The following is a 21,865-nucleotide window of genomic DNA, read 5'->3' as shown; positions in this document are numbered from 1 at the left end:
ATCCCTCCTCGAGGTCGGGAAGGGTTGGGTACCGCTTCTTCCGCCCTCCTCGGGTGGGTGGGAATGTGGCCTGGAAAGATAGACTGATGGTTGTGCGCAAGGTGTTTCGAGTCTTGGGAGATGTGCGGTGAGCTCCTTTCTTCGGTACACCGACAACACCGGGCGCCAGCATGAATTGCCGCTGGACCCCGCGCAGCAGCGGATCACCATCGGGCGCAACGTTCAGGCCGACCTCGTGCTCGGTTGGGATGCCGAGGTGTCGCGGTTGCATGCCGCGGTCGAACACCTCGGTGCGCACTGGACGATCATCGACGACGGGCTGTCGCGCAACGGGACGTTCGTCAACGGTGAGCGGTTGGTCGGCAGGCGCAGGCTGAGCCCGGGTGACCGTATTCGGGTCGGCACCACGCTGGTGCATTTCTTCGATTTCGGTGGTGTCGTCGACGACGCCACGCATACCGCCTCCGGTTCCATCCCCACCATGCGTTCGCTGACCGAAACCCAGCGCGCGGTGCTGATCGCCCTGTGCCGTCCGTACAAGCACGGCACCGGATTCGCGACGCCCGCGTCGAACCAGCAGATCGCCGAGGAACTCTTCCTGTCGATCGACGCGATCAAAACCCACCTGCGTGCCCTCTTCGCGAAGTTCGGGGTGGAGAATCTGCCGCAGAACCAGAAGCGCACCCGGCTCGCCGCCCTCGCGATGCAGAGCGGAATGATCTCCGATCACGAGTTGTGACGTCCGGGGCCGACGGTCGAGCGCCTGACGCAGGTGGCTGAGCGCCTGAACCATGTCGGTGGCGGTGGGGACGCGGTTGACTTGTTCCTGTCACCGGAGCGCGACTCCGGATTCGAGTCAGGAGTTGGTTCCCATGTCGGCCATTCGTTTGTCCTCGCTGGTTCTCGCGATGCTCAGCACCGGCCTCGTCGCCGGCGTGTTCTACGCCTACGCGATCTCGGTGATGCCCGCCCTGGCGCGCACCGGGGACCGCACGCTGATCGAGGTCATGCAGAAGATCAACGTGGTGATCATCAACCCGTGGTTCATGTTCGGCTTTCTCGGGACGGTCGGCTTCACCGCACTCGCGGCCGCGCTGCACCTGGGCGGCGATCACCGCGCCACGCTGATCTGGATCGGAATCGCATTGGTGCTCAACGTGATCGCGTTCGCGGTCACCGCCGGGCAGAACGTGCCGCTCAACGACGCCCTGGCCGCGGCGGGCGACCCGGCGACGCTGGCCGACACCGTTTCGGTGCGCGCCGATTTCGAGGCGGCGTGGGTGCGCTGGAACATCCTGCGGGCGATCCTGCACACGGCGGCGTTCCTGGTGCTGGGCGGTGCGCTGTTCGTCGCGGGTGTGCAGCAGGGCGAGTCGAACGCCGCCGCCCCGGTCTCGGGGCAGACCGCTTCGCACGCGCTGGTGCGCTGAATCGCACCGTAGTGCCACGCGACGGCTGGAACGTGTTCCATGATGACTGGAACGCGTTCTAGTCAGGGGTGGTTCCATGCGAAGTAAGTCGATGCTCGTTCTCGCCGTCGCGATGCTGCTGGGTCTCGTGGGGGCAGGCGGTGCGGCCGCCGACCCCTACCCCGTCGACTACAACTTCTTCGCGGGCATCGCGCCCGAGCTGACGAACCCGGGCGGCGCGCTGCCCGGGGCGAACGATCCGAATTGTGTTCCCACGCCCGAACATCCGAATCCGGTCGTCCTGCTGCACGGCACCGGCGGTGGAGCGCAGACGAACTGGGGCGTGTACGCCCCGCTGCTGGCCAACGAGGGCTATTGCGTGTTCACCCTCACCTACGGCGCTTACGCGCTGCCCTGGCCCGTCTCGGCCATCGGCGGGATGCGTCCCATCGAGCAGAGTGCGGCGGAGGTGTCGGCCTTCGTCGACGGTGTCCTCGCGCGGACCGGCGCCGAACGGGTCGACCTCGTCGCCCACTCGCAGGGCAATATCGTCGGCAACTACTACCTCAAGCGGCTCGGCGGCGGTGAGAAGGTCGGCACGCTGGTCGGGATCGCGCCGCCCTGGCTCGGCACCAACGCCTTCGGCGCGGGCGATATCGCCCACTTCAGCCGGGCGCTCGGCGCGGGACCGGTCTTCGACGCCGCCACCGGCTCGCTGTGCCAGGCGTGCGCGCAGATGTTCAGCGGTTCGCCGTTCATGACCGCGCTCAATGCCGACGGGGTGTACGACCCGCGCGTCACCTACGTCAATATCGTCACGGTCCTCGACGAGCTCGTCGTGCCGCACACCTCCGGCCTGGTGCCCGGTCCCAACGCCACCTCGGTCCTCGTGCAGGACGGTTGCGCGCAGGACTGGTCCGAGCACATGGCCATCGCGGGCAGTCCGCGTGCCGCCGGTCACGTCCTCAACGCCCTCGATCCGGCCAGGCAGGCGCCCGTGCCGTGCGAGTTCGTGCCCCCGTTCACCGGCTGAGGCGGGATTTCGCTGTAGGCAAAACTGGAACGGAAACGAATGCCGCGACGTGCGCGTTGTGAGTGAATGACCAAGTTGTCACCGGTCCCCAATAGGGTGGAGCGGCGACGGCGGAATCCCCTGCCAACTAGAGTGGATGGCGGGGGCCGCAACCCCCGGGCTTCATGGCAGGCTGACGGCGACAGTTGTCGCCTCCGGCGCCCAAGGTTGTACCGAGCACACAGCGGCGTCTGTTGCCAGAATGTCGGAGCAGGAGAGTGAGGGAGCGATGTTCGAGAGGTTCACCGACCGCGCGAGGCGTGTCGTTGTCCTGGCCCAAGAAGAGGCCCGGATGCTCAACCACAACTACATCGGCACCGAGCACATCCTGCTTGGGTTGATCCACGAGGGCGAGGGCGTGGCGGCGAAGTCGCTGGAGTCCCTTGGCATCTCGCTGGAGGGTGTGCGCAGCCAGGTCGAGGAGATCATCGGGCAGGGCCAGCAGGCGCCGTCCGGTCACATCCCCTTCACCCCGCGTGCGAAAAAGGTGCTGGAACTGAGTCTGCGCGAGGCGCTGCAGCTCGGCCACAACTACATCGGCACCGAGCACATCCTGCTCGGCCTCATCCGCGAGGGTGAGGGCGTCGCGGCCCAGGTGCTCGTCAAGCTGGGCGCCGACCTGAACCGGGTCCGTCAGCAGGTCATCCAGCTGCTGTCCGGGTACCAGGGCAAGGAGCCCGTCGAGGGCACCGGCTCGCGCGGTGAGGCGGGTACGCCGTCCACCTCGCTGGTGCTCGACCAGTTCGGTCGCAACCTCACGCAGGCGGCGCTGGAAGGCAAGCTCGACCCCGTCATCGGCCGCTCGAAGGAAATCGAGCGCGTCATGCAGGTGCTGAGCCGCCGCACCAAGAACAACCCGGTGCTGATCGGCGAGCCCGGTGTCGGTAAGACCGCCGTCGTCGAGGGCCTGGCGCAGGCCATCGTCAACGGCGAGGTCCCCGAGACCCTCAAGGACAAGCAGCTCTACACCCTCGACCTGGGTTCCCTTGTCGCGGGCAGCCGCTACCGCGGTGACTTCGAAGAGCGCCTCAAGAAGGTGCTCAAGGAGATCAACACCCGCGGCGACATCATCCTGTTCATCGACGAGCTGCACACGCTCGTCGGCGCGGGTGCTGCCGAAGGCGCCATCGACGCGGCCTCGATCCTGAAGCCGAAGCTGGCCCGTGGCGAGCTGCAGACCATCGGTGCGACCACCCTCGACGAGTACCGCAAGTACATCGAGAAGGACGCCGCCCTGGAACGCCGTTTCCAGCCGGTGCAGGTGGGCGAGCCGACCGTCGAGCACACCATCAACATCCTCAAGGGTCTGCGCGACCGCTACGAGGCGCACCACCGGGTCTCCATCACCGATGGCGCTCTCGTGGCCGCCGCGACGCTGGCCGACCGCTACATCAACGACCGGTTCCTGCCGGACAAGGCGATCGACCTCATCGACGAGGCGGGCGCGCGCATGCGCATCCGCCGGATGACCGCGCCGCCGGACCTGCGCGAGTTCGACGACAAGATCGCCGATGCCCGTCGCGAGAAGGAAAGCGCGATCGACGCGCAGGACTTCGAGAAGGCCGCGCGCCTGCGCGACAAGGAGAAGCAGCTCGTCGCCAAGCGCGCCGAGCGGGAGAAGCAGTGGCGTTCGGGTGACCTGGACGTCGTGGCCGAGGTCGACGACGAGCAGATCGCGGAGGTGCTGGCCAACTGGACCGGCATCCCCGTCTTCAAGCTCACCGAGGAGGAGACCACCCGTCTGCTCCGCATGGAGGACGAGCTGCACAAGCGGATCATCGGCCAGGAGGATGCCGTCAAGGCCGTCTCCAAGGCGATCCGCCGCACTCGCGCCGGCCTGAAGGATCCGAAGCGTCCGTCCGGTTCGTTCATCTTCGCCGGTCCGTCCGGTGTCGGTAAGACCGAGCTGTCCAAGGCGCTGGCGAACTTCCTGTTCGGCGACGACGACGCGCTCATCCAGATCGACATGGGCGAGTTCCACGACCGCTTCACCGCCTCGCGCCTGTTCGGTGCCCCTCCCGGGTACGTGGGCTACGAGGAGGGCGGCCAGCTCACCGAGAAGGTGCGGCGCAAGCCGTTCTCGGTGGTGCTGTTCGACGAGATCGAGAAGGCGCACCAGGAGATCTACAACACCCTCCTGCAGGTGCTCGAGGACGGCCGTCTCACCGACGGTCAGGGTCGTACGGTCGACTTCAAGAACACCGTGCTGATCTTCACCTCGAACCTGGGCACCTCCGACATCTCCAAGGCCGTCGGCCTGGGCTTCACCCAGTCCAACGCCGAGGGCTCGAACTACGAGCGGATGAAGCTCAAGGTCAACGACGAGCTGAAGAAGCACTTCCGCCCCGAGTTCCTCAACCGCATCGACGACGTGATCGTCTTCCACCAGCTCACCAGCGAGCAGATCGTGCAGATGGTGGACCTGATGATCAACCGTGTCGCCAAGGCGCTGAAGAACAAGGACATGGCGATCGAGCTGACCGACCAGGCCAAGAGCCTGCTCGCCAAGCGCGGTTTCGACCCGGTCCTCGGCGCCCGTCCGCTGCGTCGCACGATCCAGCGCGAGATCGAGGACCAGCTGTCGGAGAAGATCCTCTTCGGCGAGATCGGCGCGGGCCAGACCATCACGGTCGACGTGGAGAACTGGGACGGCGAAGGCCAGGGCGAAGACGCCAAGTTCACCTTCACCGGCAAGACGAAGCTGACCAAGGCCCCCACGGGCGACGACAAGCCCGAGGTCGTCCTCACCGGAGCAGCCGAGGGCACCGCCCCCGACACCGCCGCCTCCGGCGAGTAACCAGCTGAACGAAAAGCCCACCTTCCGAACTCGGAAGGTGGGCTTTTTCGTTGCCAAGCGGTTATTGGAATTGCGAAACGGCCTGGGAATTCTGTTCGGCGGCGAAGAATGTGCGGAGGGCTTCGTAGTTTTCGCGGAGGAATTCTCGGCAGAAATCGGTGTCCCAGATTTCGGGGTAGACGTCGTCGGCGTCCATGGCTGCCGGGTCGAAATGTCGGTCGAGGACGCTGTAGGGCGTGGCTGTGAGGGTGTGGGCGGCGGTGGTGATCTCGGCGGCTGTCCATATCTTGGTTGCGCCGTCGCCTGCCCAGGGGTCGAGGTCGCCGAAGAGGTCGAGGTCGATGTTCGCGGCCTCGAGTAGGTGGCGCAGGCCGTCCCAGGCTTTGTCGATGTCGCCGGTCGGTTCGCCGGGGCGGTCGAGGTGGTCGATCAGCTCGAGGGCGGCTTCGGCATCGGCGGTGATGCGGGCGGCGTCGGCGTCGGAAATTCGGTGGAATGCGAGAACTGGGCCCATGGGGGCGAAGGTAGGAATGCGAACTTGGAGATATCTTTCGAGCCGCTTTTCGTGGTCTCCGAGAGGTGGATTCGCGGCGTACCGTGGGTTGGGCCAGTCCACACGACACGGGGGTGTTCACGCACATGACTGATTCCGATCGCACGCTCATCGCTGTTCTGCTCGACCGTTCCGGTTCGATGCAGACGATCAAGGCCGACACCGAAGGTGGGTTGGCCGCGTATTTCGAGCAGCAGCGGGAGGTGCCGAAGCGGATCGAGGTGACCTTGGCGCAGTTCGACACCACCTACGAGGTGGTCTATTCGAATGTTCCGCTGGATCAGGTGCCCGCGCCGAATCTGCTGCCGCGTGGTGGGACCGCGCTGTACGACGCCGTCGGCAAACTCGTCACCAGCGTCGGCGAGGAGCTCGCGGCCCGCCCCGAGAACGAGCGGCCCGGCACGGTGATCGTCGTCGTCCTCACCGACGGCCACGAGAACTCCAGCCGCGAATGGACCCATGCGGCGGTCAAGTCCCTCATCACCCAGCAGCAGGAGGTCTACAACTGGACCTTCGTCTTCCTCGGCGCCAACATGGACGCCGTCGAAGTAGGCTCCAACCTCGGCTTCGACCCCGGTTCCTCCATCACCTACGCCCCCGTAGCAGGCGGCGTCCGCGGCGCCTTCGACGCCCTTTCGGCCTACTCGGCCCGAGCCCAAGCCGCCCCCGCCGGAATGGCCCGCCGCGCCCACTTCTCCGAGGACGAACGCCGCCGAGCGGGCACGGACAGCTGATCCGAAGGCGCTCCGGCTACTGCCAGCCGGGGCGGACGAGGCCGGATTCGTAGGCGAGGACTACTAGTTGGGTGCGGTCGCGGGCGGCGAGTTTGGTGAGGATGCGGCTCACGTGGGTGCGGGCGGTGGCGGGGCTGAGGTAGAGGCGGGCGGCGATTTCGGCGTTGGTGAGGCCCTCGGCTACCAGGGTGAGGACCTCGCGTTCGCGGTCGGTGAGGTCGGCGAAGGCGGGTGGGGGTGGTTGTTTGGCGTGGGTGGCGAATTCGGTGAGCAGGCGGCGGGTGACGCTGGGGGAAAGGAGGGCGTCGCCCGCCGCGACGACCCGGACGGCGCGGAGCAGGTCGGCGGGTTCGGTGTGTTTCACCAGGAAACCCGCGGCACCGGCCCGGATCGCCTCGAAGACGTATTCGTCGATTTCGAAGGTGGTGAGTACGACGACGCGCACGTCGGCGAGCTGCGCGTCGTCGGCGATCATGCGGGTGGCGGCCAGCCCGTCGAGGACGGGCATGCGGATGTCCATCAGCACCACCGAGGGCACCAGCGCGCGCGTCATCCGCACGGCCTGTTCGCCGTTCTCGGCCTCGCCGACCACCTCGATGTCGTCCTGGGCATCGAGCAGTGCGACGAACCCGCCGCGCACCAGCGCCTGATCGTCGGCGACCAGCACCCGGATCATGTCTCTGCTCCAGCCGGCCGGGAGGGCAACCGCGCGGCCACCCGGAACCCGCCGGACGGCCGGGGCCCGGCGGTGAGCGCCCCGCCGAGCGCATGCGCCCGTTCCCGCATGCCGATGATCCCGTTCCCGCCGATCCCGCTGCGCACGGCGGTACCGGTCGGGCGGGTGTTGTCGACGGTGATGTCGACCGTTTCGGGCGTGTAGCGCAGGGTGATCATCGCCGTGGACCCCGGCGCGTGGCGTACCACATTGGTCAGCGATTCCTGGATGATCCTGGCGGCGGCCACGTCGATCACGCTCGGCAGCTTCTTGGGGGTGCCGATGACCTTGGTGTCGACGGGCAGACCGGTCGCCCTGGTTCGTTGCAACAGGGTGTCGAGGTCGTCGAGCGTCGGTGCCGGTGCACGCGGCGCGGGTGCCGGGACCGGCTCGGCAGCAGAGGCTTCGGGGTATTCGGGAGCGACGGGTGCGCCGCTGCGGATCGCGTGCAGCAGCGTGTGTACCTCGGTCAGTGCTTCTTTGGAGGTGGTCTTGATCGTGGCCAGCGCGGCGGCGGCCTGCTGTGGTTTGCGGTCGAACAGTTCCAGCGCCACCGAGGACTGCACATTGATCAGCGAAAGGCTGTGTGCCAGTACGTCATGCAACTCACGGGCGATGGCGAGCCGTTCCTCGGACGCGGCCCGCGCCTGCTGTGCCTGTTCATCGCGTTGCGCCGCCTCGGCCCGCTCCCGGCGCGCGAGCACCACCGTGCGCCGCTGGCGTATTCCCTCGGCGATCCCGACCAGCACACCCAGCCAGGCCAGCAGGCCGAAAACCTGCCAGGCGTCGACATCGCGGCCGAGCAGGGCGGGTAGCGGCCACACCATCGTCAGGTAACCGACGACGACCAACGGGTAAGTGCGCCAGCGTGATCCGTGTACAGCAGACGTGAGGAACGCGATGATGAGGGAAAGGAAGACCGGCCCGTACCCGTAGTCGCGCAGCACGTAGGACACGGCGGCGAGCAGGGCCACCACCAGCACCGGCTCGGGGAGCAACCGACGGAAGCCGAGCGCGATCGGCCCGGCCAGCAGCAACAGGTACGCGAACGCGTCGAGCGAACGCACCCCGGTCTGCTGCGCATTCGCCCCGGAACTGCCTGCCAGCTGCACTATCGCGACCACCACCGCCAGCCCCCAGTCCCGGACGGCCGCGTCACGCTCCCACTTCGCTCCCACCCACGCAACCCTATTGCGTCACCCGGGCAGAAGCGTCGGCCTACGCACGTATTTTTCCCGCGGCCCCGCGTACATCGCGCGACGTAGGCCCGATCGAGCCGCGCGACGGATGTGCGGGCACCCCTTCGGCGCGGATCGTCTTTCGCATGAACGAATCAATCGTGGTCACCACCGGGCTGACCAAACGCTATGGCGAACACCTCGCGGTCGACGCGGTGAGTATGCGGGTCAGGACCGGGGAGATCTACGGTTTCCTCGGCCCCAACGGCGCGGGCAAGACGACGACCCTGCGCATGCTGACCGGCCTCGTCCGCCCGAGCGCGGGCACCGCGACGGTCCACGGCAGCGCCCCCGGCGACCCGGAGGTGCTGCGCCGGGTCGGGGTGCTGATCGAGGGCCCCGGCTTCTACCCGTACCTGTCGGGTCGCGACAACCTGCGCGTTCTCGCCCGCTATCGCGGACTCGGCGACCGGGAGGTCACCCAGGCGCTGGCCCGCGTCGACCTCACTACCCGCGCCGACGACCGCTTCCGCACCTATTCCCTCGGCATGAAGCAGCGCCTCGGTGTCGGTGCGGCCCTGCTCGGCGATCCCGATCTGCTCGTCCTCGACGAGCCGACCAACGGTCTCGACCCGGCCGGACTGGCCGAAATGCGTTCGCTCATCGTCGATCTCGCGGCAGACGGCCACACCGTGTTGCTGTCGAGTCATCAGCTCGCCGAGGTGCAGGAAATCTGCCATCGGGTCGGGGTGATCTCCGGTGGACGTCTGCTCGCCGAATCGACGGTCGCCGAACTGCGCGGCACCGCATCGCTGCTCGTTCGCGCCGAACCGGTGGACGTGGCCGTCGAGGCGGTCCGCACGCTGTCCGACGCGCCGGTGCGGGCTGGCGCCGAGGGTATCCGGATAGAGACCACGGCCGCGATGGCGCCTGCTGTGGCGCGAGCTGTCGTGCAGGCGGGTGCGGACCTGCTCGAGCTGCGCGTCGACGAGAAATCCCTGGAAGAAGTCTTCTTCGAGCTGACGGAGGCCGCGAAATGACCCGCACGACAAGAGATCTCACGGCGAGTATCAGGGCGGAGGGTCTGCGTCTCCGGCGCTGGCCCGCCTTCTGGATCGTGCTCGGCACTTGGATCCTGCTGAATCTGACCTTCGCCTACCTGTTCAACTACCTGGCCTACCGCTCCGGAGAGGGCGGTTCCATGTCCGACGGCTTGCCGCGCGACGTGCTGCTCGGCCAGCTCATGCCGGCCGCTGTGCCCGAAGTATTCACCCAGGGTATGGCCATGTTCGGCGGTGCGCTGATGCTTGTTCTCGGTGCGCTGGCGGTGGGCAGTGGGTACGGCTGGGGGACGTGGAAGACCGTGTTCACCCAGGGGCCGGGCCGGGCCGATGCGGTCGGTGGGCTGCTGCTGGGTCTGCTGGTGACAGTGGTAGTCCTGGTGTGTGCCGCGTTCGTCGTCGACCTCGGTGTCGCATCGCTCATCGCGGTGACGGAAGGTCAGCCGGTCACGCTGCCCGCACTCGACCGGTCACTTCTCGGAATCCTCACCGGCACAGCCATTCTGAGTATGTGGACCGCAGCGGGCGCCTTCATCGGCGCCGTAGCGCGCGGCCCCGCTCTCGCTGTCGGGCTCGGCCTGATCTGGGTTCTCGTCGTCGAGAACCTGCTGCGCGGGGTCGCGGGGATATTCGGCCCCATCGAAGCGGTCACCGACTTTCTCCCCGGCACCGCCGCGGGTTCACTGGCAGGGGCGATGCGCACGGTGGACGGCCCGGCCACACCGGGTGTCCTCGACATCCTGACCCGCGGCGAGTCCTGCGTCGTCCTCGCGCTCTATGTGACGGTCTTCGCGACGGGAATCATCTGGCTCACCGCCCGCCGCGACCTCACCTGACCCCGATTCACGACCACCCGGCCGGATTCGACGCCGTCTCCCTGGAGATTCCCGAATTCCGGTCGGGGAAGGTCCCGAACCGGTCGTTGTGCAGATGGGCGAAGAAATAGCCCATCTGCCCACATTCGCCGTGGGATCGCACGGCCCCCGGATCGGCCACAGCCGCGCGGTAGTACTCGCGACCCAGCGCGACGATGAAGCCGCGGCGATAAAGGAACCCGTCGTCGGAGCCGCCGACCAGCGCGTGGATATCGGCACGGTCGATGTCGTAGAGCGCGCGCTCGACCACGCGGTCCAGCGCAGTGAGCTCCTCGCTGGTGAAACCAGCACTGAGCACCCGTAATTCGGCGAGGAACTCGTCGAGTCGCTCCTCGGTTCGTGGCGCGCCGCAGGCCCCCCAGGCGGATTCGATCATGGCCCAGAACCGGTCGACTTCGGCGTCGGTAGGAAGTGTCCTCACCCGCGCGACGGTAGCCGTAGCCACCGACACATCGCGCCTACCCGGCCCCGAGCAGCCGGTGAGCGAGGACCGACAGACCTGCGGTGATCTGCTCCGGGGACAGGCCACGTTCGCGTTGCTGAAGGTAGACCTCGGCCGCCACAGGGGCCAGGACGGTATCGATCAGCGAATCAGGCTGGGGGATACCGGCTTCGACCAGCAGGGCCCGGACATGCAGTGCCCAGAACCCGTAGGCGCCGGTGGCGAAGCGGGCCCCGCCGGTTTCGGCGCCGAGTACCAGATGGGCGTGGGCGCTGAGCAATTCGATCATGGCGGCATAGAACGCGGCGAGCCGCTCGGCGGGGGGAGCGCCGGGGCCGAGTGGGGGTTCGCCGCGGAGGAGCTGTTCCTGGACGGCGCGTTCGTGTTCGTCGAGCAGGGCGACGGCGATGGCGTTGCGGTCGGGGTAGCGGCGGTAGAGGGTGCCCCGGCCGACGCCGGCGGCCTTGGCGATGTCGTCCATGGTGACGGTGCGCGGGTCGCGGTTGGCGAAGAGGTCGGCCGCCGCGGCGAGCACTTTGGCGCGGTTGCGGGCGGCGTCGGTGCGTTCGGGTGGTGGTGCCGTGCCGGTGAGCAGGTCGGATCGAGGCTCCATGGGGTCGACTCTAGCCGAGAAACGTAAATGTGGACAAGGTGTCCACTTGTGTTCTACCGTGTGGATAAGCGGACACAACGTCCGGTTAACGAAAGGTTGGACCATGACGCACCTGCTGCACCTCGACGCCAGTGCCAGGACCAATTCCCTCAGCCGCAAACTCGGCGCCGAATTCGTGCGGGCCTGGCGTGCGGCAGCCCCTGAGGGCGACTACACCTACCGCGACCTCGCCACCGACCCCGCACCGTTCATCGACGAGGGCTGGACCGAGCTGTGCGATGCCGTCCTCGCGGCGGGCAGCACGGACCTCGATCGCCTGCCGGACCTCGCCGTCACCCCCGCCGCCCGCGCCGCGTGGCGCACCGTCGAACCCCTGCTCGCGCAACTGCTGGCCGCCGACGTGATCCTCATCGGCACCCCGATGTACAACTACTCGATCCCCGCCACGCTCAAGGCCTGGCTCGATCAGGTGACCTTCCCGCGTATGTCGCTGGGGCACAGGCGCTTCGTCGTCGTCTCCGCACGCGGCGGCGCCTACTCACCCGGCGCGCCGAAGGCCGCCTTCGACTATCAGGAGCGCTACCTGCGCGACTTCTTCGCGGGCCATTACGCCGTCACCGACACCGTTTTCGTCAATGCCGAACTGGCCAATGCTGTCTCGGATCCCAACCTCGCCCACCTGCGTGCCGAGCACGAGGCGTCACTCGACGCCGCCATCGCCGAAGTGCGCCTGCTCGCAAAGGATTACACGCGATGAACTGGATCCTGCTCGGCGTGGCCGGCCTGGTCGAGATCGCCTGGTCGCAGACCATCAAACCCACCGAGAACTTCACCAGACTCGGCCCGACCCTGCTGTGCCTCGTGCTCGGCTCGCTGGCGGTCTACCTGCTCTCGCGCGCCATGCAGACCCTTCCGGTCGGCACGGCGTACGCGGTGTTCACCGGGATCGGCGCACTCGGGGCGATCGGTCTCGGCGTGCTCGTGCACAAGGACCCGCTCAGCGCGGGCCGGGTCTTCGCCCTGACGCTGATTCTCGGTGGCATCGTGCTCGCGCGGGTCACCAACCCCGAGTGACGCTGTGGCACACCCGATGCGGGCTCGGTGGGCACTTGACCGGTAGAGTCGGCTGATGGACCAGCCAGTTCGCCCCCCGGACCTGTCCACTCGGCCCCACGAGCTCACCGTCGAGCGAGTCATGAAGGCCCAGCCGAGCCTGCTGTACGCGGCTTGGACCCAAGGCCTCGACCTGTGGCTGGCCGTCCCCGGATCGGTCCTGATGCGACCCGCCGTGAACGAGCCCCTCTATTTCGACACCGGCTCGGCCGAGAAGCGCAACCCGCACTACGGCCGCATCCTCACACTGGAAGCGAACCGCCGCATCGAGTTCACGTGGGTCACCGCCGCGACCGAAGGGGTGGAGACCGTGGTCGCCGCCGAGTTCCTGAAACAACCACGCGGCATCAGGTTGCGGCTGCGGCACTCCGGTTTCCCCACCGCCGCCATCCGTGACCTGCATCGGCAGGTGTGGCCGGAGAAGCTGGAACGCCTCGACGAAGTGACGAGTATCCCGGTCTGAGCTCACGTAGGTTCGGTATCGAACACACACTCTTGCTACCGAAAGGAACGTGATGGCGACTCGTAGCGCACGCACACTCTGGGCAGGCGGGCTGCAAGACGGCTCCGGGCAGGTCGAGCTGGTCAGCTCCGGCGTCGGCAAGTACGACGTGACCTTCCCCCGCCGCGCGGCCGACAACGCCGAGGGCACCAGCCCCGAAGAGCTCATCGCGGCCGCGCATTCGTCGTGCTACTCGATGGCGCTCTCGGCCGAGATCGCCAACGTCGGCGGCACGCCGGAGAGCCTCGACGTCACCGCCGACGTGACCCTCGGCCCCGACCCGGCGGGCGGTTTCCGGATCAGCAAGATCAAGCTGACCGTGCGCGCCGTCGCCTCGGGGATCGACGCCGAGGGCTTCTACACCGCGGCGACCGCGGCCAAGAACGGCTGCCCGGTGAGCAAGGCGCTCGCCGGTGTCGCCGAGGTGGAACTGGACGCCGAACTCATCTGAACACTCACCGCTGGGTGAACCAGCGGTGCGCCGCCGGGGTGTACATCGCCGGAATCGCGATCACCACCGCGAGGATGTGCACCGCCCGGCAGGCGACGAGGACAGCCGAATCGGGCGCGAGCCCACCGAACAGGGCGCCGAAGTCGTCGGTGGACAGCAGCACCGCAAGCGGTTCGATGATGAGCGAGACCAACCCGATCATCCCGATACCGACGGTGAGCAGGGCCCGCGAGACCCGGCTGCCGTTGGCCATGTGCATCGCGACCCCGAGCACCACCAGGTAGATGGCCAGCCGGGGGAGCAGACCCGTTGCGGTGGCGCCGAATTCGGTCCCACCGCGCACGGCACGCAGCAGTCCCTCGGCGACACCGGCGGCCAGCGCGGTGACCAGCCCGGCGAAGGCCACGCGCACCGCGCCCGGGCGGGCGACGGAAACAGAGAAGGCAGTGTCGGTCATGATGCCGACACTGCCTTCTCGCGGTACTCACGAGGATCACCCCGAGGTAGCGACCTCGCGTGCTACCGGAGTGCTACGCGCGCTGGACCATTCGGTGAGCGCGGCGAACGCCAGTCCCAAAGCCGCCCACAGGGTGGCGGTTTCGGCCAGCGACGCCACCCGGAACTGCCACAGCAGCGTCGCCGGGAAGTCGTCGGACACCTCGTTCACGCCCGGAAGCAGTACGTAACCGGCCGTGGTGACCAGCACGAACGCGGCTACCGCGGCGATGAGCCGGAACGAGTCGAGCTGCCCGGCAAGCACACGATAGGCCGCGACGGCCGCCGCGACCGCGAGCAGGCCGAGCACGACGACAGCCACCCACAGCCAGGTGCGCTGATCGATGGTTTCCGGATCGCCGACCGCCGGTGGATTGGCCGGGTACTTGAAGAACGGCACCACGACGATCGCCACCCACGCGAGACTCGCTGCGATCAGCGACAACCGGGGCCCGCTCAGCGTCGTGAAACGGCGAGCTGTGTTCACCACAGCGGCGAAGATCGCCCCGAACGCCATCCCGGCAAGGGCAAGCGCGAGGAACTGGCCCGCCTGTTGCCCCGACCGGCTGACCAGCGGTTCTTCGTCGTGTGCCTGGTCCTCGACCGTCCCGTGCGAATGCCCGCCGGAACCGGCCTCCTCGATGGCGATCGCCGCCTCGATATGGGGTTCGCCGATGAAATAACCCACTGTCGCGGCCAGCAGACCGGCGATCAGGCCGGCCAGCAGACCACGTAACAGCAGGGTTTTGAAGGATCCGGTCAGTGGCACGGGACACCGAGCAGGTGACGTCCGTCGTGCATCAGCTCGTGCAGGAACATCCCGCTACGCGAGACGGCCCCCTGATCGAAACCGACCAGGTACAGCGTGAGCAGTGCAAGAAGAACGACACCGACCGTGACCAGCACGGTTGCCAGGGTGTCGAGGCCGGTAGACCGGCTGGGTGAATGTGCGATAGCCATTCGGGTCCTCCTCCGGGATGCGCGTCCCGCGATCGAAGCGATAGGCGAGGGTGCCGATGTCTGGCTGCCCGCACCGGAATCCGGCACGGAATACAGTGGCGCGACCGCTCCGGAATCTCACCGGATTACCGCGCACCCTCGCGTAATTTCCCTCGAACTGTGACAGCCGCTGTCGGCGTGCGTCAATACATCCAGGGAAACGCCCGGATCAGGACTTCGCGGGCACGTCCAGCACGACCTCGAACTCGAGCAGCGACGCACCGGTCGACACCGGCTTGGGCCGCTCGCCGTCGGCACCGTGACCGGCATGCGCCGCGCGGGCCGGGCCGTCGCGCCACGCGGCGAACGACTCCTCCGAATCCCACTGCGTCACCACGAAGTACCGGTTGTCACCGGCCACCGGGCGCAGCAACTGGAAGCCGAGGAACCCGGGGGAGTTCTCCACCGCGTGGGCACGCGCGGCGAACCGCTTCTCCAGCTCCGGGCCCGCGCCCTCGGGAATCTCGATCGCATTGATCTTCACAACAGCCATGGGCTCAGTCTATGGCGGTCGACGCCAGGCCGGTCAGTCCAGATCAAGACGGCTGAAAGCGATGCTCGAGCTGGCACAATCGGCTGGGTGTTGTACGACGAAGGTGGGGTCGGGGTGCCGATTCTGCTGTTGCACGGGCTGATGGGAAGTGCGCGTACCTGGTCGGATCAGGTGCCGTGGTTGCGCGAGTCGGGGCATGTATACACCTTCGATGCCGCAGGTCACGGTCGTGTTCCGCCTGTGGAGCTCACCACCGAGGCGTTCGTCGCCGACCTCGCCGCGCACACGGCGGCGATCACCGAACCGATGATCGTGATCGGGCACTCGATGGGTGCGCTGCACGGGTGGGTGTTCGCGGCGACCCATCCCGAGCGGGTCCGCGCGATCGTCGTCGAGGACATCGCCCCGGACTTCACCGGCCGCACCGCCGCGCACTGGGCCGAACTCATCCACTCCTGGCCGCAACCCTTCCCCGACGAGCAGGCCGTGCTCGACTATTTCGGGCCGGTGGCCGGCCGGTACTTCCTGCGGGCGTTCACCGAGTCGGGCGGCTACCGGCTGCACGGCGAGGTCGACACCTTCCGCGCGATCTCCGAGGAATGGGGAACGCGCGACTTCTGGGACGAATGGAAATCACTGCGCGTGCCCGCCTTGCTCGTCGAGGGCGAGCACACCATCACCCCGGCGGGGCAGATGCGGACGATGGCCGAAGTGCATCCGGACGCGGAGTACGTCCGAGTCCTCGGGGCCGGGCACCTGATTCACGATGAGCGGCCCGAGGAATATCGCGCGCACGTCGAACGGTTTCTGGCACGGTTACGAGCGGCACGCCCGCGCCTGGTCGACAGTTCCGACGTGGGTCCGGAGATCAGGCTCCCTCGCCGGCCAGAGCGAACAGGCCGTCCTCGGTCTGCTCGATGAGGCCGTCGACCAGCAGGGAATCCAGGGCGCGGGCGCGCTGACCCGGGTCACGCGTCCAGGCCATGTCCAGCCGCGCCCGCTCGACCGGCCCCGACGCATCACGCAACACGTCGAGCAGCCTGCCGCGCGCCTGTCGATCGGTGCCCTCGTACTTCTGCACCTTGCGCACCACCTCGGCCGCCGGCCTGCCCGCGTCGACCCAGGCGCAGCGCGGCAGCGGGCAGTTGCCGCAGTCGGGGTTGCGGGCCGTGCAGACCAGCGCACCCAGTTCCATCAGCGCCGCCGAGAACTTCGCGGCCCGCGGCACCGAGGTGGGCAGCAGCGCCTCGGTTTCGGCGAGATCGCGCGAGGACGGATTACCGGGTTCACGGCCGTGCACCGCTCGCGCCACCACGCGACGAACGTTGGTGTCCACCACCGGAACTCGCTGCCCGTACGCGAAACACGCCACCGCGCGCGCGGTGTAGGCGCCGATACCCGGCAGGCTGAGCAGGACATCGACATCGGCCGGAACCACGTCGCCGTGCTCGGCGGCCAGCACCCGCGCGCACTCGTGCAACCGCAGTGCCCGACGCGGATAACCGAGCTTGCCCCACGCCCGCAGCACCTCGGCCTGTGACGACGCCGCCATCGCCGAGGGCACCGGCCAGCGCGCCACCCACTCCCGCCAGATCGGCTCCACCCGGACCACGGGTGTCTGCTGCAGCATGATCTCGCTCATCAGGATGTGCCAGGCGGTCGCCTCCGGCCGCCGCCACGGCAGGTCACGCGCCCGCTCGGTGAACCAATCCAGCAGGACCTCGGCGTCGATACTCACTGTTTCCGTTCCATCTCTGCCAGGCCGACTTTGCCGAGGCGTAACAGCGCAGACTCGCTGGTAACCGATAGCGTGTGCACAATGGTCGGTATGCCTGGTTCTAATCCGATAAGTGCCTGGAAGTCGCTGCGCGAGGGCAACGAGCGCTTCGTCAACGACACTCTGCTGCATCCTAGCCAGGGCGCCGCAGACCGGGCCAAGCTCGTGAACGGACAGCGTCCGCACGCCATCCTCTTCGGCTGCGGCGATTCACGCGTAGCCGCCGAACTGATCTTCGACCAGGGCCTCGGCGACATGTTCGTGGTGCGTACCGCGGGTCACGTCGTCGACTCCTCGGTGCTCGGCTCGATCGAATACGGCGTCGAGGTGCTCAATGTGCCGCTGATCGTGGTTCTCGGCCACGACAGCTGCGGCGCGGTGAAGGCCACGATCGACGCGCTCGACGGCGGCGCTGTCCCCGGCGGCTTCATCCGCAGCGTGGTCGAGAAGGTGTCACCCTCGATCCTGCTCGGCCGCCGCGAAGGGCTCACGACGGTCGACGACCTCGAGGCCCGGCATGTGGTGGAGACCAGCAAGCTGCTCATGGAACGTTCGATGATCATCTCCCAGCGCGTCGCCACTGGTCAGTGCGCGATCGCGAGCGTCACCTACCAGTTGTCGGACGGTCGCGCGCACTTGCGCCGGGTGGTCGGCAACATCGGCGAGACGGTCTGAATCGGGCGGTACGCGCCCGACACGCCGAGGTCATCGAGCGCGCCCTCGCGCGCTGCGCTTACCTTTGAAGCGTGCTGGAACCGAATGGACCGCTGCCACCGGAGATCTACTGGCGTCGTCGCGCGCTCGCGATCGGCGTCATCATCGTCGCGCTCGCGATCGTGGTCTGGCTGGTCACGATGGTGGCGCGCGGTGGTGATTCGTCCGGTTCAGGCGCGGCCGCGTCCTCGACGACGGTCGCGAGCACGTCCCAGACCAGCAGTGCGACCAGTAGCGCGGCGGCAAGCAGCTCGGTGACCAGCACATCGGCGGCGGCGGCGACCACGTCCGCCGCGCCCGAGCCCGCGGCCCAGCCGTGTAGCGATCAGTCGCTGGCGCTGAAGGTGACGGTCAATCAGCCGACCTACCGAGTGGGTGACCAGCCGGGCTTCGGCACCGTCATCACCAACATCTCCACGACCGCGTGCTCGCGCGATCTCGGCGCGGGCCCGCAGTTCCTCGTCTACACCCTCGACGGGCAGCGCAGGCTGTGGGCGAGCAACGACTGCACCCCGGACGGGCCGCCGGAGGTGAAGACCCTGAAGGCGGGCGAACAGCTGTCGTACAAGGGCACCTGGTTCGGCACCACGTCCCAGCCACAATGCGCGGGGGAGCGGTTGCCGGTCCCGGCGGGTGCGTACATGGTTGTCGCACAACTCGGTTCCATCCGCAGCGCGGCCGAACCGTTCAACCTGGCCGACTGAATACCGTCCGACCGGGCATTATGCGGATGCGCTGTAAATCACATGTCCAAGATGGCTGATTTGCAGAATTCGCAGGACGAGCGGCCGTGTCAACGGCTGTTACCGCCGAAATGCCGAATTCGACCGGAAAGCGCGGTTTGCCGGACTTATTCCACGGCCACCGGCTCGCGGGGTGCCCGGGATTTGCGGAGTTCGGCCAAACGCAGCGCCGAACGCAGGTCGCCGACCTCGTGGATGCGCATCGAACCGACCTTGGCCTTCTCCGAACCCGGCGGAACCAGGGCGGTGGTGAAGCCCAATCGCTCGGCCTCGGCCAGGCGCCGACCGAGCCCGGTGATCTTGCGGACCTCGCCCGCCAGGCCGACCTCACCGAGGATCACCCAGCCCGCGGGTAGGGCGATATCGGCCTCGGCGCTGGCGATGGCCAGGGCGATGGCGAGGTCGGCGGTCGGCTCGACCAGGCGCATGCCGCCGACCGTGGCCGCGTACACGTCGTGTTTGCCGAGGAACACCCGTCCACGGCTCTGTAGCACCGCGAGCACCATGGCAACCCGGTTGTAGTCCAGGCCGCTCACCGCGCGACGCGGCTGGGGGATCTCGGTCTTCACCGTGAGCCCCTGCACCTCGGCGACCAGCGGACGTTTGCCGTCCATCGCGACCGTCACCGCTGTGCCGGGCACGGCATCGGTGCGGTGGTGCAGGAACAAGCCGGACGGATCGTCGACGCAGACGATGCCGTCCTCGTGCAGTTCGAAACAGCCCACTTCGTCGGCGCTGCCGAAGCGGTTCTTGATGCCGCGCACCATGCGCAGCGAGGAGTTCTTGTCGCCCTCGAACTGCAGCACCACGTCCACCAGGTGCTCGAGCGTGCGCGGACCGGCCACGTTGCCGTCCTTGGTGACGTGCCCGACCAGCAGCACCGCGATCCCGCTCGCCTTGGCCAGCGAGGTGAGCGCCGCCGTCACCGCGCGTACCTGGGTGACACCGCCGATCACGCCGTCGACTTCGGGGGCGAGCATCGTCTGCACCGAGTCGACGACCAGCAGCGTCGGGCGTACCTGCTCCACGTGCCCGAGCACGATCGACAGATCCGATTCGGCCGCGAGATACACCCGGTCGTGCACGGCGCCGGTCCGGTCGGCACGCAGGCGCACCTGACCCGCCGACTCCTCCGCCGTCACATACAGCGCGGTCTCGTCGCGCTGGGCGGCCCACCGGAACGCGACCTCGAGCAGCAGGGTCGACTTGCCGACGCCCGGTTCACCCGACAGCAGCACCACCGATCCCGGCACCACCCCACCGCCGAGCACCCGGTCGAGCTCGCTCACCCCCGTCGACCTGGCCTGGGTGACCTTCGCGTCGATCTGCGACAGCGGCGCCGCCGCCGTGCTCGGCAACATGGCCCTGCGTCCCGGCGCCGCCGCGGAGGCCGAGACCGCCACCTCGTTCACGGTGCCCCACGCACCGCAATCAGGACATTTGCCAACCCATTTCGACACCTCGTGCGAACACGAGGTGCAACGGAAAACAGCTTTGGTCTTGGCCACACGCGCACCCTACGGATCGGGTCCGACAACAAGAAAAGCCGCCGCGAAAGTTCGCGACGGCTTTCTCGGCAGTTGGTCTCAGTGACCGCCGCCCGCGCCCTCGGGCGCCGGGCCGGACTTCTCGTTCTCGACGCGCTCGGACGTGGCGGCGTCGACCGGAACGGCCACCTGCACGGTGCCCGCGTCCTTGAAGTTGAAGGTGACCGTGTAGGTCAGGCCGGGGGTGATGTTCTCCGTGAGGCCGGTGATCTCGATGCTGGCCGGCTCGGCGGCGGCATCGCTCGCGCTCGAGTTACCGCCACCCGCCGCCGTGGTCGGTGCCGCGGTGGTGGTCGGCGCGGCCGTGGTGGTGCCGTGGTGATCGCCGCTCTCGGCCGCGGCGGTGACGCTCGGCGGGCCGACCAGCACGGTCTCCTGCGGCTTCAACTCGAACTTGCCGCCGGCCGGGCCGGTGATCTTGATCGGGCCGAGGTCGGTGCTCACGCTGGTGAGCTCGTCGGTGACCGTCTCGCTGCCGTTGATGATCGACAGGGCGAGGACGGCCTTGCCGCCCTTCTGGTGCTCCGACGCCGCCTCGGGGTACACGATGTGCACGTTGCGCAGGGAGATGTCGCCGACATCGGCGTGGTTGCCGTTGATCGCGGCGGCCTGCGACGAGGTCTGGGTGTGCTGGCCGGCACTGCAGCCGGTCAGGGCGATGCCCGCGGCAGCGGCGAGCGCGGCAACCGTCACCATGCGACGTCGCGCCGACGGGGCGGTCACAGCTTTCAGGGCAGTCACGGTTTGTCCTCCATGTCGACCGGGCTCACTCCGTTCCACACGGGGACCGGAGGGTAGTAACTAGGCAGCGTAGTAGTTCGCTTCGCGCGCGTGGCGTCGGGGCTCGCGACGCGCGGGTACGGAAGTAACAGTTCGGTGTCCCGGACGTGGTTGCCACGTCGATGCCGGACGGCCGAAGTGCGAATACCGGTCGTTGTGCTGGTGGTTAACCTGTTCTGGCGCAACACAATGCACAACAATTCTTGATTGTCAACCCCTGGGATGTCCTCGTTGTGGCCCTGACCTGCACAGTTGATCGCGCCGTTACCGAGTCGCATGTTAAACTGTGAACATCGAAAGGGGCACGGGACACATGATTTTTAAGGTCGGAGACACCGTCGTTTACCCCCACCACGGAGCGGCGCTGATCGAAGCAATCGAGACCCGCACCATCAAGGGTGTGCAGAAAGAGTATCTGGTCCTGAAGGTCGCGCAAGGCGACCTGACCGTTCGCGTTCCCGCAGAAAACGCCGAATACGTCGGCGTGCGCGACGTCGTCGGCCAGGAAGGTCTCGACCGCGTCTTCCAGGTGCTACGCGCGCCACACACGGAGGAGCCGACCAACTGGTCCCGCCGTTACAAGGCCAACCTCGAGAAGCTCGCCTCCGGCGACGTGAACAAGGTGGCCGAGGTCGTCCGCGACCTGTGGCGTCGTGAGCAGGATCGCGGCCTGTCCGCCGGTGAGAAGCGGATGCTGGCCAAGGCTCGTCAGATCCTCGTCGGTGAGCTCGCGCTCGCCGAGGGCACCGACGACGGCAAGGCCGAATCGCTGCTCGACGAGGTCCTCGCCGCGGCCTCGTAG

General features: G+C 67.7%; 27 protein-coding genes. 15 read left to right on the top strand and 12 right to left on the bottom strand.

The annotated features are described in order from the left end of the window. Positions 1 to 127: 127 nt before the first annotated feature. From NI2_RS25940 to NI2_RS25925, 4 genes are all read left to right on the top strand, one after another. Positions 128 to 739, top strand: a complete 612-nt coding sequence (locus NI2_RS25940; protein ID WP_067495714.1) for an FHA domain-containing protein — start codon at positions 128 to 130, stop codon at positions 737 to 739. Positions 740 to 872: 133 nt separating this feature from the next. Next, a complete protein-coding gene (locus NI2_RS25935; protein ID WP_067495711.1) occupies positions 873 to 1,430 on the top strand; it encodes an anthrone oxygenase family protein in 558 nt (185 codons plus the stop codon). A 76-nt stretch (positions 1,431 to 1,506) separates the two neighbouring features. Beyond that, the gene (locus NI2_RS25930; RefSeq protein WP_067495708.1) at positions 1,507 to 2,442 is read left to right on the top strand and encodes an esterase/lipase family protein; all 936 of its coding nucleotides are present in this window, start codon (positions 1,507 to 1,509) and stop codon (positions 2,440 to 2,442) included. A gap of 268 nt (positions 2,443 to 2,710) precedes the next feature. Beyond that, positions 2,711 to 5,278 carry an ATP-dependent Clp protease ATP-binding subunit gene (locus NI2_RS25925; RefSeq protein WP_067495751.1) on the top strand — a complete coding sequence of 856 codons (2,568 nt, stop codon included), beginning with the start codon at positions 2,711 to 2,713 and terminating at the stop codon, positions 5,276 to 5,278. Positions 5,279 to 5,339: 61 nt separating this feature from the next. Here NI2_RS25925 and NI2_RS25920 read toward each other — a convergent pair whose 3' ends face one another. After that, positions 5,340 to 5,792 carry a DUF1877 family protein gene (locus NI2_RS25920; protein WP_067495705.1) on the bottom strand — a complete coding sequence of 151 codons (453 nt, stop codon included), beginning with the start codon at positions 5,790 to 5,792 and terminating at the stop codon, positions 5,340 to 5,342. A 125-nt stretch (positions 5,793 to 5,917) separates the two neighbouring features. Here NI2_RS25920 and NI2_RS25915 point away from each other — a divergent pair, with 125 nt between their 5' ends. Continuing rightward, positions 5,918 to 6,565, top strand: a complete 648-nt coding sequence (locus NI2_RS25915; RefSeq protein WP_084476795.1) for a vWA domain-containing protein — start codon at positions 5,918 to 5,920, stop codon at positions 6,563 to 6,565. 16 nt (positions 6,566 to 6,581) lie between these two features. Here NI2_RS25915 and NI2_RS25910 read toward each other — a convergent pair whose 3' ends face one another. Beyond that, positions 6,582 to 7,241 (bottom strand): response regulator transcription factor, encoded by a 660-nt coding sequence (locus NI2_RS25910; protein ID WP_067495702.1) that lies wholly within the window; start codon positions 7,239 to 7,241, stop codon positions 6,582 to 6,584. Then, a complete protein-coding gene (locus tag NI2_RS25905) occupies positions 7,238 to 8,458 on the bottom strand; it encodes a sensor histidine kinase (RefSeq protein ID WP_067495699.1) in 1,221 nt (406 codons plus the stop codon). The genes NI2_RS25910 and NI2_RS25905 overlap by 4 nt, the downstream gene beginning before the upstream one ends. A gap of 146 nt (positions 8,459 to 8,604) precedes the next feature. Here NI2_RS25905 and NI2_RS25900 point away from each other — a divergent pair, with 146 nt between their 5' ends. Further along, the gene (locus NI2_RS25900) at positions 8,605 to 9,498 is read left to right on the top strand and encodes an ABC transporter ATP-binding protein (protein WP_067495696.1); all 894 of its coding nucleotides are present in this window, start codon (positions 8,605 to 8,607) and stop codon (positions 9,496 to 9,498) included. Further along, positions 9,495 to 10,355, top strand: a complete 861-nt coding sequence (locus NI2_RS25895) for an ABC transporter permease subunit (RefSeq protein WP_067495693.1) — start codon at positions 9,495 to 9,497, stop codon at positions 10,353 to 10,355. The genes NI2_RS25900 and NI2_RS25895 overlap by 4 nt, the downstream gene beginning before the upstream one ends. 7 nt (positions 10,356 to 10,362) lie before the next feature. On the opposite strand, the gene NI2_RS25890 is transcribed toward NI2_RS25895, so the two are convergent. Beyond that, positions 10,363 to 10,815, bottom strand: a complete 453-nt coding sequence (locus NI2_RS25890) for a DUF4240 domain-containing protein (RefSeq protein ID WP_067495690.1) — start codon at positions 10,813 to 10,815, stop codon at positions 10,363 to 10,365. A gap of 37 nt (positions 10,816 to 10,852) precedes the next feature. Next, positions 10,853 to 11,449: a TetR/AcrR family transcriptional regulator gene (locus NI2_RS25885; protein WP_067495687.1), complete on the bottom strand. Its 597-nt coding sequence runs from the start codon at positions 11,447 to 11,449 to the stop codon at positions 10,853 to 10,855. Between the two features lie 103 nt (positions 11,450 to 11,552). On the opposite strand from NI2_RS25885, the gene NI2_RS25880 reads away from it, so the two are divergent. From NI2_RS25880 to NI2_RS25865, 4 genes are read left to right on the top strand one after another with little or no spacing between them, the layout of a single operon-like run. Further along, the gene (locus NI2_RS25880; RefSeq protein ID WP_067495684.1) at positions 11,553 to 12,206 is read left to right on the top strand and encodes an FMN-dependent NADH-azoreductase; all 654 of its coding nucleotides are present in this window, start codon (positions 11,553 to 11,555) and stop codon (positions 12,204 to 12,206) included. Continuing rightward, complete coding sequence (locus NI2_RS25875; RefSeq protein WP_067495681.1) at positions 12,203 to 12,523, top strand: DMT family transporter; 321 nt, start codon at positions 12,203 to 12,205, stop codon at positions 12,521 to 12,523. Before NI2_RS25880 ends, NI2_RS25875 begins: the two co-directional genes overlap by 4 nt. A gap of 55 nt (positions 12,524 to 12,578) precedes the next feature. Continuing rightward, the gene (locus NI2_RS25870; RefSeq protein ID WP_067495678.1) at positions 12,579 to 13,025 is read left to right on the top strand and encodes an SRPBCC family protein; all 447 of its coding nucleotides are present in this window, start codon (positions 12,579 to 12,581) and stop codon (positions 13,023 to 13,025) included. Between the two features lie 52 nt (positions 13,026 to 13,077). Then, positions 13,078 to 13,515, top strand: a complete 438-nt coding sequence (locus tag NI2_RS25865; RefSeq protein ID WP_067495675.1) for an OsmC family peroxiredoxin — start codon at positions 13,078 to 13,080, stop codon at positions 13,513 to 13,515. Between the two features lie 4 nt (positions 13,516 to 13,519). Here NI2_RS25865 and NI2_RS25860 read toward each other — a convergent pair whose 3' ends face one another. From NI2_RS25860 to NI2_RS25845, 4 genes are all read right to left on the bottom strand, one after another. Next, positions 13,520 to 13,972: a hypothetical protein gene (locus tag NI2_RS25860; RefSeq protein WP_067495672.1), complete on the bottom strand. Its 453-nt coding sequence runs from the start codon at positions 13,970 to 13,972 to the stop codon at positions 13,520 to 13,522. A 36-nt stretch (positions 13,973 to 14,008) separates the two neighbouring features. Beyond that, the gene (locus NI2_RS25855) at positions 14,009 to 14,779 is read right to left on the bottom strand and encodes a CbtA family protein (RefSeq protein ID WP_067495670.1); all 771 of its coding nucleotides are present in this window, start codon (positions 14,777 to 14,779) and stop codon (positions 14,009 to 14,011) included. Further along, entirely contained in the window at positions 14,770 to 14,970 is a 201-nt protein-coding gene (locus NI2_RS25850) for a CbtB domain-containing protein (protein WP_067495667.1), read from the bottom strand. Before NI2_RS25850 ends, NI2_RS25855 begins: the two co-directional genes overlap by 10 nt. Before the next feature lie 208 nt (positions 14,971 to 15,178). Beyond that, positions 15,179 to 15,502 carry an antibiotic biosynthesis monooxygenase family protein gene (locus NI2_RS25845; protein ID WP_067495664.1) on the bottom strand — a complete coding sequence of 108 codons (324 nt, stop codon included), beginning with the start codon at positions 15,500 to 15,502 and terminating at the stop codon, positions 15,179 to 15,181. An 87-nt stretch (positions 15,503 to 15,589) separates the two neighbouring features. Here NI2_RS25845 and NI2_RS25840 point away from each other — a divergent pair, with 87 nt between their 5' ends. Beyond that, on the top strand, positions 15,590 to 16,423 hold the full coding sequence (locus NI2_RS25840; protein ID WP_084476787.1) for an alpha/beta fold hydrolase: 834 nt from the start codon (positions 15,590 to 15,592) through the stop codon (positions 16,421 to 16,423). Here the strand turns inward: NI2_RS25840 and NI2_RS25835 are convergent. Beyond that, the gene (locus tag NI2_RS25835) at positions 16,371 to 17,240 is read right to left on the bottom strand and encodes an iron-sulfur binding domain-containing protein (protein WP_067495661.1); all 870 of its coding nucleotides are present in this window, start codon (positions 17,238 to 17,240) and stop codon (positions 16,371 to 16,373) included. The two genes, NI2_RS25840 and NI2_RS25835, sit on opposite strands and share 53 nt — an antisense overlap. Before the next feature lie 90 nt (positions 17,241 to 17,330). On the opposite strand from NI2_RS25835, the gene NI2_RS25830 reads away from it, so the two are divergent. Both NI2_RS25830 and NI2_RS25825 read left to right on the top strand, forming a co-directional pair. Further along, positions 17,331 to 17,954: a carbonic anhydrase gene (locus NI2_RS25830; RefSeq protein ID WP_067495745.1), complete on the top strand. Its 624-nt coding sequence runs from the start codon at positions 17,331 to 17,333 to the stop codon at positions 17,952 to 17,954. A 71-nt stretch (positions 17,955 to 18,025) separates the two neighbouring features. Continuing rightward, positions 18,026 to 18,697 carry a hypothetical protein gene (locus NI2_RS25825; RefSeq protein ID WP_067495658.1) on the top strand — a complete coding sequence of 224 codons (672 nt, stop codon included), beginning with the start codon at positions 18,026 to 18,028 and terminating at the stop codon, positions 18,695 to 18,697. Positions 18,698 to 18,843: 146 nt separating this feature from the next. Here the strand turns inward: NI2_RS25825 and radA are convergent, their stop codons facing one another. Then, positions 18,844 to 20,244, bottom strand: a complete 1,401-nt coding sequence (gene radA / locus NI2_RS25820; protein ID WP_084476785.1) for a DNA repair protein RadA — start codon at positions 20,242 to 20,244, stop codon at positions 18,844 to 18,846. A gap of 78 nt (positions 20,245 to 20,322) precedes the next feature. Then, a complete protein-coding gene (locus tag NI2_RS25815; RefSeq protein WP_243749831.1) occupies positions 20,323 to 21,024 on the bottom strand; it encodes a copper chaperone PCu(A)C domain-containing protein in 702 nt (233 codons plus the stop codon). Between the two features lie 352 nt (positions 21,025 to 21,376). Between NI2_RS25815 and carD the strand changes: the two genes are divergently transcribed. Further along, complete coding sequence (carD, locus tag NI2_RS25810; RefSeq protein ID WP_019044685.1) at positions 21,377 to 21,865, top strand: RNA polymerase-binding transcription factor CarD; 489 nt, start codon at positions 21,377 to 21,379, stop codon at positions 21,863 to 21,865.

It is taken from the genome of Nocardia ignorata NBRC 108230 (assembly GCF_001612905.1).
Classification (GTDB): domain Bacteria; phylum Actinomycetota; class Actinomycetes; order Mycobacteriales; family Mycobacteriaceae; genus Nocardia; species Nocardia ignorata.
This window is presented reverse-complemented; position numbering and strand designations above follow the sequence as displayed.

Coding starts and splice junctions, on each gene's coding strand:
- NI2_RS25910 (WP_067495702.1), bottom strand. CDS start 7,241: ATGATCCGGGTGCTGGTCGCCGACGATCAGGCGCTGGTGCGCGGCGGG.
- NI2_RS25860 (WP_067495672.1), bottom strand. CDS start 13,972: ATGACCGACACTGCCTTCTCTGTTTCCGTCGCCCGCCCGGGCGCGGTG.
- carD (WP_019044685.1), top strand. CDS start 21,377: ATGATTTTTAAGGTCGGAGACACCGTCGTTTACCCCCACCACGGAGCG.
- NI2_RS25935 (WP_067495711.1), top strand. CDS start 873: ATGTCGGCCATTCGTTTGTCCTCGCTGGTTCTCGCGATGCTCAGCACC.
- NI2_RS25915 (WP_084476795.1), top strand. CDS start 5,918: ATGACTGATTCCGATCGCACGCTCATCGCTGTTCTGCTCGACCGTTCC.
- NI2_RS25845 (WP_067495664.1), bottom strand. CDS start 15,502: ATGGCTGTTGTGAAGATCAATGCGATCGAGATTCCCGAGGGCGCGGGC.
- NI2_RS25900 (WP_067495696.1), top strand. CDS start 8,605: ATGAACGAATCAATCGTGGTCACCACCGGGCTGACCAAACGCTATGGC.
- NI2_RS25875 (WP_067495681.1), top strand. CDS start 12,203: ATGAACTGGATCCTGCTCGGCGTGGCCGGCCTGGTCGAGATCGCCTGG.
- NI2_RS25880 (WP_067495684.1), top strand. CDS start 11,553: ATGACGCACCTGCTGCACCTCGACGCCAGTGCCAGGACCAATTCCCTC.
- NI2_RS25895 (WP_067495693.1), top strand. CDS start 9,495: ATGACCCGCACGACAAGAGATCTCACGGCGAGTATCAGGGCGGAGGGT.
- NI2_RS25870 (WP_067495678.1), top strand. CDS start 12,579: ATGGACCAGCCAGTTCGCCCCCCGGACCTGTCCACTCGGCCCCACGAG.
- NI2_RS25850 (WP_067495667.1), bottom strand. CDS start 14,970: ATGGCTATCGCACATTCACCCAGCCGGTCTACCGGCCTCGACACCCTG.
- NI2_RS25925 (WP_067495751.1), top strand. CDS start 2,711: ATGTTCGAGAGGTTCACCGACCGCGCGAGGCGTGTCGTTGTCCTGGCC.
- NI2_RS25885 (WP_067495687.1), bottom strand. CDS start 11,449: ATGGAGCCTCGATCCGACCTGCTCACCGGCACGGCACCACCACCCGAA.
- NI2_RS25920 (WP_067495705.1), bottom strand. CDS start 5,792: ATGGGCCCAGTTCTCGCATTCCACCGAATTTCCGACGCCGACGCCGCC.
- NI2_RS25930 (WP_067495708.1), top strand. CDS start 1,507: ATGCGAAGTAAGTCGATGCTCGTTCTCGCCGTCGCGATGCTGCTGGGT.
- NI2_RS25830 (WP_067495745.1), top strand. CDS start 17,331: ATGCCTGGTTCTAATCCGATAAGTGCCTGGAAGTCGCTGCGCGAGGGC.
- NI2_RS25865 (WP_067495675.1), top strand. CDS start 13,078: ATGGCGACTCGTAGCGCACGCACACTCTGGGCAGGCGGGCTGCAAGAC.